Source organism: Pseudomonas sp. CFBP13508, from assembly GCF_005233515.1.
Lineage (GTDB): Bacteria > Pseudomonadota > Gammaproteobacteria > Pseudomonadales > Pseudomonadaceae > Aquipseudomonas > Aquipseudomonas mercuritolerans.
This window is the reverse complement of sequence record NZ_QFZZ01000009.1, coordinates 113,940-126,190: the sequence shown is the minus strand read 5'-3', so window position 1 is coordinate 126,190 and position 12,251 is coordinate 113,940. Positions and strand designations below refer to the sequence as shown.

The window sequence follows — 12,251 nt, the reverse complement described above, 5'->3', positions numbered from 1 at the left end:
ATTGCGGATACAAGGATTTTTACCGATGTCGTTACACCCTGATCTGGAAGCATTTCTCGACCTCGCTCAAGACAGCCAGGACGCCGGCCTGCCGGCCATGCATCAACTGACCCCGAGCGAGGCCCGCGCCACCTTCGAACAGACCACCGCGCAACTGCGCTGGCCGGCGCCGCAGGATGTTGAAGTCAGCGAGATTGAGACACTGGCCCGCGATGGTGCGGCGCTGGCGTTGCGCTTGTATCGGCCCAACGGTGTTGAATCGCCGCTGCCGGTGCTGGTGTATTTCCACGGTGGCGGGTTTGTGGTTGGCAGTCTGGATTCCCACGACGGTGTCTGCCGCGAGTTTTGCCAGCGCACGCCGTGTGCGGTGCTCTCGGTCGGTTATCGACTGGCGCCGGAGCATCGCTTTCCGACGGCGCTGGAGGATGGCGAGGACGCTTTGGCCTGGCTGGCGGAACAGGCTGCGAGCCTCGGCCTGGATGGTTCGCGGGTGGCGTTTGGTGGCGACAGCGCGGGCGCCACGTTGGCGACGGTGCTGGCGATTCAGGCGCTGCGGCAGCCGCACACGGTGGCTATCGCGCCCAAGGCGCAGTTGTTGTGTTATCCGGTGACGGATGCTTCGCGGGTGCATGATTCGCGGCTGTTGTTTGGCGAGGGGTATTTGCTCGAGAACGACACGCTGGAGTGGTTTTATCAGCACTATGCGCGAGGGCCGGAGGATTATCTGGATTGGCGTTTTTCGCCGTTGCTGGCGGAGGATTTGCGTGGGGTTGCGCCGGCCATTGTGGTATTGGCCGGGTTTGATCCGTTGCTGGATGAGGGGCAGGCTTATGTCGACAGGCTGCGCGGGCAGGGGGTTGAGGTCGATGTCGAGGTTTGTGCCGGGTTGACTCATGATTTGTTGCGGTTGGGGGCGGTGGTGCCTGGGGTTCTGGAGGTGTATTTGCGGGTGGGTGGGGCGCTTGCGCGGGCTCTGGTTTAGTGTGCATATCCGTTTCTGCGGGTGTTGCGGATTACGGTTCCGCCCTTACGGCGGGTCACCTTTTTCAAACGCCAAAAAGGTAACCCAAAAGGCTTGCTCCTACGTTCGGCCCTCGCAGGCTCGGGTTCCTTCGCTCCGGGACTGATCCGGGCGCAGCGGCTACGGTTTGCTTCGCTGCACCTCCTTCCGCTGTGTTCGACTTCGTCGAACGGTCGCTGCGCTCCCACCCCCGGATCAATCCCTCCACTCAGCCTTCCGACGTCGCCGGTGGATCAAGATCAAAAGCACTCGAGCTTGCGCTCATTGTTGAGTGGGGCGGCTTCGCCGCGGGCAGCTGCGCTGCTTGGCTTTTCTGTGGGAGCGAGCCTGCTCGCGAAGGCGGCCTTAAAGCCGACCGATTTCTCTATGCCCGCGCCTGATCCAACTGTAGGAGCTGCCGAAGGCTGCGATCTTTTGATCTGGCTTTTGCATTTGTTTTTGCTTTGGCTTTGGCTTTTGATCCGGCTCTTGATCTTTTGCCCCTTCGGCAGGCTTCGTTACGGGATCGATCCGGGCGTGGGAGCGCAGCGACCGTACGACGCAGTCGTACACAGCGATTGTAGGTGCAGCGAAGCCAACCGTAGACGCTGCGCCAGGATCGGTTCCGTAACGAAGGTACCCCGAGCCCCAGCGAGTGGGCCGTACGCCGGGGCGAAGCCTTTTGCTTACTTTTTGCTGGGCCGGCATTCCGGCGTTTGAAAAAGTGAGTCGCTGTAAGAGCGAAACCGCCAGCGGCAACACCCGCAGCAATGGATATGCCTCAATCCCAAAAAACAAAAAAGCCCCACATCTCACAATGCGGGGCTCTCTCACAGCTCAAATCAAAAAATCAGAAATCAGCCTTCACCGACATCACAAAATTGCGCGGATCCCCATAGAAGTTACCGAACCCCTCGGTACCAATGGTCGCGTAATAACGCTTGTCGAACAGGTTGTTGCCGTTCAACGCCACCGACCAGGTGTCATCAATCCGATAACCAATGCGACCGTTCCAGACCGCATAACCCGCGCCATTGACATTGTCCCCGCCCAGAGGCGAAACGCGGTAGGTGCCTGTCTGTGCATTGACACCCGCACCAATCGTCACCCGATCCAGCGGCCCGCTCAGGGCGTAATCACCCCAGACGCGCAACAGGTGACGCGGCACGTAGGAGTTGTAGACCGCGCCATCCTGAGTGGCGTCGGCGTCTTCCAGCACCTTGGTCTGGGTGTAGGTATAACCGGCGAGCAATTGCAGGCGGTCGATCACTTCACCGCTGACTTCAGCTTCAAAGCCTTGGGCGCGGACCTTGCCCGAGTTGATCTGGCAGGAACTGTCTTCGCACCGCAGGTCATCCTGCGCCGCGTCTTTCTGGATGGTGCGGAACAGGTTGAATGTGGTGTTCAAGCGACCGTCGTACCACTCACCCTTGATCCCCAATTCGTAGCTCTGGCCAATCAATGGCTTGAGCGTGCTGCCATCGATGGTTTTGTACGAGCCTTGCGGGGTGAAGATGTCGGTGTAGCTGGCGTAGGCGGTCAGGTTGTCGTTGAGGTCGTAGAGCAGGCCGGCGAACGGCGTGACCTGGCCGGTTTCGGTGGACTGGGTGTTGACCTCGGTGCCTTCGCCACGGAAGTACTGCACCGAGTCGGTGTCCGATTTGTACCAACTGACGCGGCTGCCGAGTACCAGGGTCATCGGGTCGGCGAGTTTCAGGCGGGCGATCGAGTAAGCGCCGTATTGCTTGATGTGCATGTCCACGGGGCCGCCACGGGAGGCGTTGGCCAGGTAGTAGCTTTCATCCGGCTGCGGGATGTTGTGGTTCGGGTTGAACACGTTCTGACGCTGCGGCAATGCTGCCACCGCGTAGAAGTCGTCCTTGTGCGAACGGCTGGCGTTGGCGCCGACGATCAGTTCGTGCTGTTGGCCGAAGGCGTCGAATTTGCCGTCGACGTAGGCATCGAAACCGTAGTCGCGCTGATCGTAGTCATAGGTACTGCCGAGCATCAGCGTGTTGGTGGCAGTGGCGCCGACCGGCACCGCGCCGCTCGGGAAGGAATATTCCATGTCCTGGGTGTTGCGCGAGTAGACACCGGCAACTTTCAGCGACCAATCGTCGTTGAACTGGTGCTTGACGTCGGCGAAGTAGGTGGCGCGTTTGCTGCGCTGGTTGTTCCACGAGGTGTTCAGGCAGGTGGAGCGTTTCAGGTGCAGGTCGGAGCCGTCGGCGTAGCGCGGCAGGCCGCCCCAGCACGGGGTGGCGTCGACGTCTTCATAGGCCATGCCCAGACCGAGGGTGGTGTCGGGGCTGAGGTCGAAGTCCAGGGCGCCGTAGTAGATCTGGTCGCGGCGTTCAGCGACATCGTAGAAATACTGACGGGTCTGCTGCGTCACCACGGCGCGGCCACGCACGGTGCCGGCGTCGTTCAGCGGGCCGCCGGTGTCGACCTGGCCGCGATAGTTGTCCCAGGTCCCGGCCGACAGCGACAGCTGTGTGTGCGGGGTGTCCTGGCCGCGTTTGCGCACGAAGTTGACGCCGCCGGCGGTGCCGCCCGCGCCCTTCATCATGCCGGCCGCGCCGCGGAGGATTTCCACGCGGTCGTAAATGGCCATGTCACTGTTGAAGCTGTCCGCCTGCACGTAGCTGCTGCCGATGTCCAGCGGTACGCCGTCGTACTGGTACTGGCCGGTCATGCGGAAACCGCGCGAGTAGAAATACTTGCCGCCCATTGGCGAGTCGTAGACGGTGATGCCCGGTGTCTTCTCCATCACCTGTTCGATGGTGTTGAGGTTCTGGTCATCGAGCATCTTGCGGGTCATCACCGTGACCGACTGCGGCGTTTCCTTGAGCGAGTGCACGCCCTTGCCGATGGTCACACCGCCCGTGGTGTAGGAGTTGCTGCCTTCGGTGGTGGCGCCGAGGCGGTTGGCGTTGACGTTGGTAGGCGCCAGTTCCATCGCGCTGCCGCTGGTGGCCGGGCCGAGCACGGTGACGGTGTTGCCGTCACGCTGATAGCGAATGCCGGTGCCGCTGAGCATGGCCTTGAGCGACTCGTCATCCTGATAGCGGCCGTTGAGGGCGCTGGAGCGCAGGCCTTGCAGGCTTTCCGGGCTGTAGACGATTTGCAGGCTGGTCTGCTGACCGAGGGTTTGCAGGGCCTGGGCCAGCGGTTGGGCCGGGATGTTCAGGGTCCATTCCTGGGCCTGGACATACGGCGCTGCCGCGAGGGTCAGTGCCAGACCCAGGCCGCTACCGGCCAGGCGTGTGCGGGTCGCGCCGTGCATCAGCAGGGCTCGAGTCAGAGGGCGAAGCATGAAACGGGATGCGGACATGAGGTTAAGACCTTGGCAGGTATAGTTGTTAATGGTTCTTATTCATCTCATTAAGACGAGGAAGCCGCGGCAAACCGGAAAAGTTTTTTCTCCGGCCCGGTCGCGGCTGCCTCGATCAAGCGGTTTGCAGTTCGCTTCTGACCTTGCCGGCCTCCATGCGCACCAGTTGATCGGCGACGTCGAAGTAACGGTCGTCGTGAGAAATCACGATGATGGTTTTGCCCAGGCGCTTGAGGTCGGGCAGCAGCTCGGTATAGAAGATCCGCCGGAAGGTCGGGTCCTGATCCGCCGCCCATTCATCGAACACCAGCACTGGGCGCTCTTCGAGCCAGGCGTTGACCAGTGCCAGGCGCTTGCGTTGGCCGGTGGACAGGTCGGTGGTGCTGAACGCGCCGTCGCGCACGCTGACCTTGTGGGCGATCTCCAGGCGTTCGAGGTAGCGGGTGGCATCCTGCGGCACTTCACGATCGCCCTGGATCAAGTCATCGAACAGGTAGTAGTCGGCGAAGATCGTCGTGAAGTTCTGCCGATAATCGTCGCGGTTGACCGCAGTGATCGGCTTGTCGTTAACGCGAATTTCGCCCTCGGTCGGCGCGTACAGCCCCAGCAACAGTTTGATCAGCGTGGTTTTGCCGCAGCCGTTCTCACCGACGATGAACACGATGTCGCCCTGTTCGATGCGCAGGTTCACCGGGCCGAGGCGGAACGGCTCGCTGCCTTCCACGGGAGGGAAGGCGTAGCGCACGTTGCGCAGTTCCAGGCTGTTGACGGCGGCCGGCTTGCTGCCCTGATCCTGCAGCAACAGGTGCGGTTCCGGTGAGGAGAACTGTTCACTCAGCTCGGCGATGCGGCGGAAGGCAATCTGTGCGCGGCTGATGATCGGCAGGGTGCTGATCAGGTGTTCCAGCGGCCCCTTCATGTACAGCAGCACCAGAACGAAACCGCTCATCACCGCTTTGTCGGCACTCGGCCACAGCGATTGCAGGGCCAGGGCCATGCCGATGACCACGAAGAACAGCATTGAGCCAAACGACTTGGCGATGACGAAGGTGTTGATCGATCTGATCTGGGTGTCGCAGATTTTCTCGGCGGTTTTCTGAATGCCGGCGACGAACATGCGCTGGCGGCGCGGCCGGTGAATGCGCAGTTCCTTGGCGCCTTCGGCGATCGCGTTGTAATGCTTTTGCAGTTCGTCTTCGGAGTCGCGGGCGGCGTAGAAACCGCGCATGCCCTTGGCCCGCGCAATCGCCTGGATGGTGGTGCCGATGGCGATGGCCACCAGCATCATCAGGAACATCGGCCACGACAGCATGGCCAGATAGCCGAGACAACCAAGGGTCACGGTCATGGAAATCGCCAGCGGCGCGAAGGCGAAGGCGAAGTCGCTGATGGTGTCGACGTCGTGGGTCAGCACCGGAATCAGGCGATGGCTGCGATAGCGTTCGATCTGGTCGATCGGCGCCGACAGGACTTTCTCCCCCAGCTCTTTGCGCAGTTTGGCGATGATGTGCTGGCCGACGTAGTTGGTGCCGATGTCCGACAGGATCGTGGTCAGCAGGGCCAGGGCACAGAGGCCGGCGAAGATCATCACCACGGTGCGGGTCAGGCCGTCATCGGAATGCAGGGCGTTGTTGATGGTCGCCAGCAGCACGGTGACGCTCAGGCCGCCGAGCATGCCGAGCACGATGGACGCCGAGACGATCAGGCGGAAGGGCTTGAGCAGGGCGAACAATTCGTTGATCGCCCCACGCGTAGGCTTGGTCATGGAGGATTCCTGCTTCGATGCGGAGGGAGTGCCGGTACTTAAGGAAAACGAATGGTCGCGGAGTTTCTTTAAACGAGCGCAGGCGTGGCTGCGCTCGTCGAGGGCGGGATCAGAGGTCGCGTACTACGCGAAAGCCCAGCCAGTCGCCCTTGCTGGTCGGCCAGCTGCTGTTGCGGTTGCCCGAGCGCGAGAAGATCGGCGCTTCGCCCCAGTCGTTGCCGCGCATGACCTGGCGTTCGCAGTTTTCCTGGGTCCATGGGCGACCGTCGGCGGGCACTCCGGAGTAGTCCGGGTGATAGCAATCGGCGGTCCATTCGTAGACGTTGCCGTGGGCGTCGAACACGCCAAACGCATTGGCCGGGAAGGTGCCGGCCGGCGAGGTGAAGTTGTAGCCGTCGGCTGCGCCATAGGTGTTGGCGTGTTTGGAGATCTGGTAATCCTTGCCCTCATCGAACGGGAACGGGAAAGGCCCGGTGCTGCCGCCCCGGGCGGCGTATTCGCGGATCGATTCGCTTTGCAGGCGATAGGCGTGGCCGGTCTTTTTCGACAGCCAGTCGATGTAGCCCTGGGCTTCGGCGACGTTCATGCATACGGCCGGGTCACGTGGCGTCTGTTTGAATTCCGGCTTGCCGGCGGTGCAACGGCGCCCCGGGCGATCATCGAAGTCGTAGGGCTTGTTGCCGGTCTCGCGCACATAGGCGTCCCATTCGCCCACCAGCACCTGCGAGCGGCTGATAGCGAATGGTTTGCTGAACGTCACGGTGTGCAGCGGGCCTTCGTCGGGTTGGCGGCCGACTTCATCGTCCGGCGTGCCCATGGTGTAGCTGCCAGTCGGCAGCACGACCATTTCCGGGCAGTCCTTGCAATCCTTGAACACCTTGCCCGCAGCGGGTGCTGTCGCCGCGTGCGCGGTGCCGGGCAACAGCGCAGTGCAGAGGGCGCTTAGCGCCAGTGCGGGCAGGGCTTTGGAGAGGATTGACGCGTGAGGCTTTTTCATGGGTCGTCTCTTTGAAAGGAAAACGGCAGTCGAGGGTCAGGCGCGCAGCTTTTTGCCGAGGATGTCCATGAAGCGATCCACTTCGGCTTCGCTGTTGAGCAAGCCCGGCGCGGTGCGAATTACTGGCCCGACGTCGCGGCTGACCGCGTCGCAGATCACCCGGTTCTGCATTAGCCAGGCCGCCACTGCGTCGCTGTCCTGGCCCTTGATCCGGAAGAAGGTGAAACCGGCGGAGAACTGCGAGTCGAGCGGGGTCACCAACTCGATATTGCGGTGCTCCTGCAAGCGTTGCTTGAGGTAGCTGTTGAGCTGATGAATGCGCGTCTGCACCTCGGCTTTGCCCAGCTGCAGGTGCAACTTGAAGGCTTCGTCCAGCGCCCAGCGATGCTCGAAGGCGTGGTAGCCGCCCGGGGTCATGATGGTCGAGAAGGCCGTGGCCTCGGAGAAGGTCGGCACGCTGGGGCTGACGTATTTCAGTTCTTCGGTGCGGCTGCAGACGATGCCGGTGCCGCGCGGGCCGAACATCCACTTGTGCGTGCCGGCGATGAAAAAGTCGCAGTTCATCTGCGGGAAACTCAAGTCGTCGACGCCAAAACCGTGCACACCATCAACCACGTAGATCAGCCGATCCTGGTCGTCGCGCTGACGGTTGTGCTCATCGACTACCCGCGAGATTTCGCTGATCGGCAGCTTCACACCGCTGCCCGAATGCACCCAGGTCATGCCCAGCACGCGGGTTTCGGGGCGGATGCTGCGATTGATCGTGTCGAGCACCTGATCCAGAGAAATGCTCTGCGGGTTTTCGAACAGGGTGAGTTTGCGCACGCGCGTGCCGTCACGCCGGCTGCGGAAATCGAGGATGTTGCGCGTCGAATAATGCTCGTGAACCGTGGTGAGAATTTCCTGATCCGCGCGCACCTGCACGCTGCCGTAGATCATCGCCAGGCCTTCGGTGGTGCTGCCAGTCAGCGCGATCTGCGCCGGTTTGGCTTGCAGATACTGGCCGGCCCAGTGGCGCACGTTTTCTTCGCGCTTCTCGGTGACGCCCAGATCCCAATCCATCGCCAGACCCGGATTCAGATCCAGCGCCGCGCGATGGCGTTCGATCGCTTCGCGCACCGGTTTGGGGTGCGAGGTGACGAGGAAATTGGCGAAGTGAATCGCCTGAGGATCCTGATCGAACAACTGACGCAACTGCGCCCATTTGTCCCGCGACGCAGTGGGCGCAGCAGCGATGGCCGCCGGTGCAGTCAGGCTGGCGCCCAGGGGCAGGGCGGCGGCGAGCAGGCCGGCCTGCTTCAGGAAAGTGCGACGATCGGTCATGGTCGCGCCACCTCCTGGCGTGCCGCCAGCGCCGGTTTCGCGGCTTTTCGCACCTGATCCCAGACGCGCATGAAGTTGCCGCCCCAGAGCTTGGCAATGTCCGCTTCGGAGTAGCCGCGCTGCAGCAGTTCGGCGGTGACGTTGCGGATCTCGCCGACGTTTTCCCAGCCCTTGATGCCGCCACCATCGTTGAAATCCGAAGCAATGCCGACGTGGTCGATACCGATCTTGCGCACCGTGTAATCGATGGCGTCGCCGAAGTCCTTGAGGGTGGCTTTCGGTTCCTCTTCGAGGATCGCGTAGAGGCCGCTGGCGTACTGGCCGAGCTTCTGTTCCGACCAGGCGGTGATGATCGGATCGCCCGGCATCAGCGCCATGGCGAGGTTGGGCAGTGGCGGCAGATCGAAGCGCGCACGCAGCGCATTGAGTTTGTCCTGCGTGCCCTGGGTCAGCGGTTTCAGGTATTGCGAGAAAGCGACCACTTGCACCACGCCGCCACTGTTTTTGATCAGTTGCAGCTCTTTGTCGCTGAGGTTGCGCGGGATATCCACAGCCGCCCGGGGCGCCGAGTGCGAGGCCACCAGCGGTGTGCGGCTCAGTTCGGCAACTTGCTCGAGGGCTTTGCTCGACATCTGCGACACGTCGATGATCACGCCCAGATCGTTCAAGCGCTGCACCGCTTGTTTGCCGATGTCCGACAGACCGTCGAGGGCATCGGGCGAATCATTGAAAAACGGCAGCGGTCGCGATGAGTCGGCCCAGCTATTGTTGCCGATGTAACTGAAGCCGAACATGCGCATGCCGCGCCCGGCCCACAGGTCGAGCTTGCTCAGATCATCGCCCAGCGGGTAGGCGTTGAGCATGCTGATGAAGATCGCAAACTTGCCCTCGCCGTGCAGGCGGCGGAAATCATCTGGCGTGTAGGCGATGCCGGCCTGATTGGGGAAGTCGCGGACGATCCCGGAAATGATCTTGTAGCGCACTTCCTGCTGGTTGCGCGCCTCTTCGACAAAACCCTCGGTCGGACGGTGCGGGGCGTTCGGCCCGTTCCACATTTCCGGCCAGCCAAACACCGTCAATGCTGCGCCGGACAAGCGTCCGCGATTGGCCTTGACCAGGTCGAATTGGCCCGAGCCATCCTTGTCGGCTTCGTGGTCGTGGCTGCCGAAACTCAGCGGCACGGTGATGTGGCTGTCGAACGACAGCAGGCGATCCTGCAACTCGCTCGCCTGTTTCATCACCTTCACCGGGTAGCCGGGGTTGTTCAGGTAATCCCAGGCCAGAAGTCCTGCGCCGGCACTGATCGCCAGGGCCAGCGGCAGGCCGATGAATAGAGCCTTTTTCCAACGCGGTTTTGTCATTGCCATCTCATTCAGGTTCGCCGTCGAGGTGCAGGCGCAGGGGCCTTTGCTATCTGGGAAGAACGAGTGGCTGCACGGCTAATTTAGGTGTGCGTTACAAATGCCCGGCAGCGGCGCGGGTGATGTTTGCCGGCGGCGTAAATTTCCGCGCCGAGCAAACGTTCTAGCTTGGATAAAGCCTGCTTCATGGCTGACACAGGTAGGGCAATGACGATCTCTCGACGCTGGTTCATGGCGGGCATGGCACTCACGGGCGCCGCGCTGCCTGCCGCTTTTTATGCACATCGTGAACTGACTCGCGAGGAGTTTCCGATCACCCCGGGCGAGGCCACGGTCGATCTGGCGGACACCGCCGGGCAACAGCTGGCGGACAATTTGCGTGGGGTCTGGGACATTCGCTTTACCGGTGCGGCGGCGGGGCTTGATGGTCTGCCGGCGCAAGGCCTGGAGCTGTTTCTCGACATTGCCCATCGTGGGCGCGGCTTGCGCGGCTATCTCGACACCGGAGCGAACCTGCGTGCCGAAGGGCCTGTGCGTTATCAAGTCATTGGCAATCTGGCACCGGGCAACGGCGCCGAGATGTATTGGCGCCTGCTGCGCACCGATGAGCCGCTGGCGCCACCGGTGTATGAATTAAAAGTCAAACTGGATGAAGTCTGGGCAGCGTTCGGCAATGCCGGCAGCGCCACGTTCACCGGGCAGGTACTGCGTCTGGACCGGCCGTTGGCGTTGCCCGAGCTGGACAATCAGTTCATCGCCATCAAGCGGCGTTTTCCCGAGGCCCGTGAACGCACCGGGCTTAATCCGCAACTGTTGGCCTGGCTGGTGGCGCCCGAGCATCGGTTGTTTCACCAACTCTGGCACGCCACCCGCGACAAGTGGCACAAGCTCTCGGAGAAAAAACGCGAAGCGCTGCGCGGCATCGGCTGGCAGCCCGGGCCACGTGACAAGGAACGCGACGCCCGTGGGCCGAGCAAGGATCGCAATGGCTCGGGCGTGGATTTTTTCTTTATGCACCGGCACATGCTCGGCATCGCCCGCTCGATGCAGGATTTACCGTCGTGGCCGGCGTTTCCGCAGCCGCAGCCTGAGCTGGAACGGGACCGGAAAGGCTTCGCGCGTTATTTCGACAATCACGACGGCAACTCACTGCCGCCGACCTGGCTGGCAGAGGGTGATGACGAGTACACCAAATGGGTCAGCGACATCAAAGCGGCGGAGACTTTTCAGAGCAATTTTCTGGTTTGGGAATCGCAGTACCGTGATCCGCGTTATTTGTCGAAATTGACCCTTGGCCAGTTCGGTTCGGAAGTCGAACTGGGCCTGCACGACTGGCTGCACATGCGCTGGGCTTCGGTGGCGCGTGATCCGTCCAACGACATTCCGGTGCCGATGGCGCGCGATCAGGCGGACTTCGCTGCGCGCTGGTATGCGCCGGAAAACGACTTTCTCGGTGATCCGTTTTCCTCCCATGTGAACCCGGTGTTCTGGCGCTTTCATGGCTGGATCGATGATCGCCTGGAAGATTGGTTCCGCGCCCATGAACGTTTTCATCCGGGCGAAGTGAGCCGTCTGGAAGTCAACGGCGTGCCATGGTTTGCACCGGGACGCTGGGTGGAAGTCGCCGACCCCTGGCTCGGCCCCGACACCCACGGCTGCAGCACCGTGCCCGGCCTGCAAGTCGGCCGCTCAGTGGAGATGGATCCGGAAACCATGAAACTGGCGCTGCGCATCACTTTTGGCGACGAAGACAATATGACCGAGCTGTTCCGCAAAGTGCCGCAGCGCCCGTGGTATGCACGGCACCTGAAGGTCAAGGGCCGACAGCTCTAGAAGGGTTCAACACACACATATCCAGAATAGTTCGCAATCCCCTTGTGGGAGCGAGCCTGCTCGCGAATGCGGTGTGTCATTCAGGTGCATCAGTGCCTGACAGGACCCCTTCGCGAGCAGGCTCGCTCCCACAGGGGGCCTTGGTCATGCCGAAGATCTTGGTCCAAACCGAATTCCATTTGTGGGAGCGAGCTTGCTCGCGAATGCGGTGTGTCATCCAACGCATCAGCGCCTGACAAGGCCTATTCGCGAGCAGGCTCGCTCCCACATGGGGCCTTGGTCGTGGCGGAGATTTCCGTCCAAACCGAATTCCCCTTGTGGGAGCGAGCCTGCTCGCGAATGCGGTGTGTCATCCAGATGCATCAGCGCCTGACACGACCTTTTCGCGAGCAAGCTCGCTCCCACATGGGGCATTGGTCGTGGCGGAGATTTCGGTCCAAACAGAATTCCTTTGTGGGAGCGAGCCTGCTCGCGAATACGGTGTGTCATTCAGATGCATCAGTGCCTGACAGGACCCCTTCGCGAGCAAGCTCGCTCCCACATGGGCCTTGGTCGTGGCGGAGATTTCGGTCCAGACCGAATTCCATTTGTGGGAGCGAGCCTGCTCGCGAATGCGGTGTGTCATTCAGATGCATCAG

At 61.8% G+C, this 12,251-nt stretch carries 7 protein-coding genes and 1 pseudogene; 2 read left to right on the top strand and 6 right to left on the bottom strand.

The genetic code is table 11. The features are described 5' to 3' along the window. Positions 1-25: 25 nt before the first annotated feature. Complete coding sequence (locus tag PspCFBP13508_RS23065; RefSeq protein ID WP_137215770.1) at positions 26-982, top strand: alpha/beta hydrolase; 957 nt, start codon at positions 26-28, stop codon at positions 980-982. Between the two features lie 868 nt (positions 983-1,850). Here the strand turns inward: PspCFBP13508_RS23065 and PspCFBP13508_RS23060 are convergent. The 5 genes from PspCFBP13508_RS23060 to pvdM form a co-directional block, all read right to left on the bottom strand. Then, a complete protein-coding gene (locus tag PspCFBP13508_RS23060) occupies positions 1,851-4,334 on the bottom strand; it encodes a TonB-dependent receptor (RefSeq protein WP_178084505.1) in 2,484 nt (827 codons plus the stop codon). A gap of 115 nt (positions 4,335-4,449) precedes the next feature. Continuing rightward, on the bottom strand, positions 4,450-6,099 hold the full coding sequence (locus tag PspCFBP13508_RS23055) for a cyclic peptide export ABC transporter (protein ID WP_024012358.1): 1,650 nt from the start codon (positions 6,097-6,099) through the stop codon (positions 4,450-4,452). 109 nt (positions 6,100-6,208) lie between these two features. Further along, positions 6,209-7,096 (bottom strand): formylglycine-generating enzyme family protein, encoded by an 888-nt coding sequence (locus PspCFBP13508_RS23050; RefSeq protein ID WP_137215769.1) that lies wholly within the window; start codon positions 7,094-7,096, stop codon positions 6,209-6,211. A gap of 36 nt (positions 7,097-7,132) precedes the next feature. After that, a complete protein-coding gene (locus PspCFBP13508_RS23045) occupies positions 7,133-8,419 on the bottom strand; it encodes an aminotransferase class V-fold PLP-dependent enzyme (protein WP_137215768.1) in 1,287 nt (428 codons plus the stop codon). Continuing rightward, a complete protein-coding gene (gene pvdM, locus PspCFBP13508_RS23040) occupies positions 8,416-9,780 on the bottom strand; it encodes a pyoverdine-tailoring dipeptidase-like protein PvdM (RefSeq protein WP_137215767.1) in 1,365 nt (454 codons plus the stop codon). The genes PspCFBP13508_RS23045 and pvdM overlap by 4 nt, the downstream gene beginning before the upstream one ends. Positions 9,781-9,987: 207 nt before the next feature. On the opposite strand from pvdM, the gene PspCFBP13508_RS23035 reads away from it, so the two are divergent. Beyond that, positions 9,988-11,613 carry a PvdJ/PvdD/PvdP-like protein gene (locus tag PspCFBP13508_RS23035; RefSeq protein ID WP_137215766.1) on the top strand — a complete coding sequence of 542 codons (1,626 nt, stop codon included), beginning with the start codon at positions 9,988-9,990 and terminating at the stop codon, positions 11,611-11,613. 42 nt (positions 11,614-11,655) lie between these two features. Here PspCFBP13508_RS23035 and PspCFBP13508_RS27730 read toward each other — a convergent pair. After that, positions 11,656-11,745, bottom strand: a pseudogene (locus tag PspCFBP13508_RS27730) (metal ABC transporter ATP-binding protein); the annotation flags it as partial. Between the last annotated feature and the right edge of the window lie 506 nt (positions 11,746-12,251).

Excerpts from the sequence above, each read along its gene's own strand:
- PspCFBP13508_RS23065 (WP_137215770.1), top strand. The coding sequence starts at position 26 with ATGTCGTTACACCCTGATCTGGAAGCATTTCTCGACCTCGCTCAAGAC.
- PspCFBP13508_RS23060 (WP_178084505.1), bottom strand. The coding sequence starts at position 4,334 with ATGTCCGCATCCCGTTTCATGCTTCGCCCTCTGACTCGAGCCCTGCTG.
- PspCFBP13508_RS23055 (WP_024012358.1), bottom strand. The coding sequence starts at position 6,099 with ATGACCAAGCCTACGCGTGGGGCGATCAACGAATTGTTCGCCCTGCTC.
- PspCFBP13508_RS23050 (WP_137215769.1), bottom strand. The coding sequence starts at position 7,096 with ATGAAAAAGCCTCACGCGTCAATCCTCTCCAAAGCCCTGCCCGCACTG.
- PspCFBP13508_RS23045 (WP_137215768.1), bottom strand. The coding sequence starts at position 8,419 with ATGACCGATCGTCGCACTTTCCTGAAGCAGGCCGGCCTGCTCGCCGCC.
- pvdM (WP_137215767.1), bottom strand. The coding sequence starts at position 9,780 with ATGACAAAACCGCGTTGGAAAAAGGCTCTATTCATCGGCCTGCCGCTG.
- PspCFBP13508_RS23035 (WP_137215766.1), top strand. The coding sequence starts at position 9,988 with ATGACGATCTCTCGACGCTGGTTCATGGCGGGCATGGCACTCACGGGC.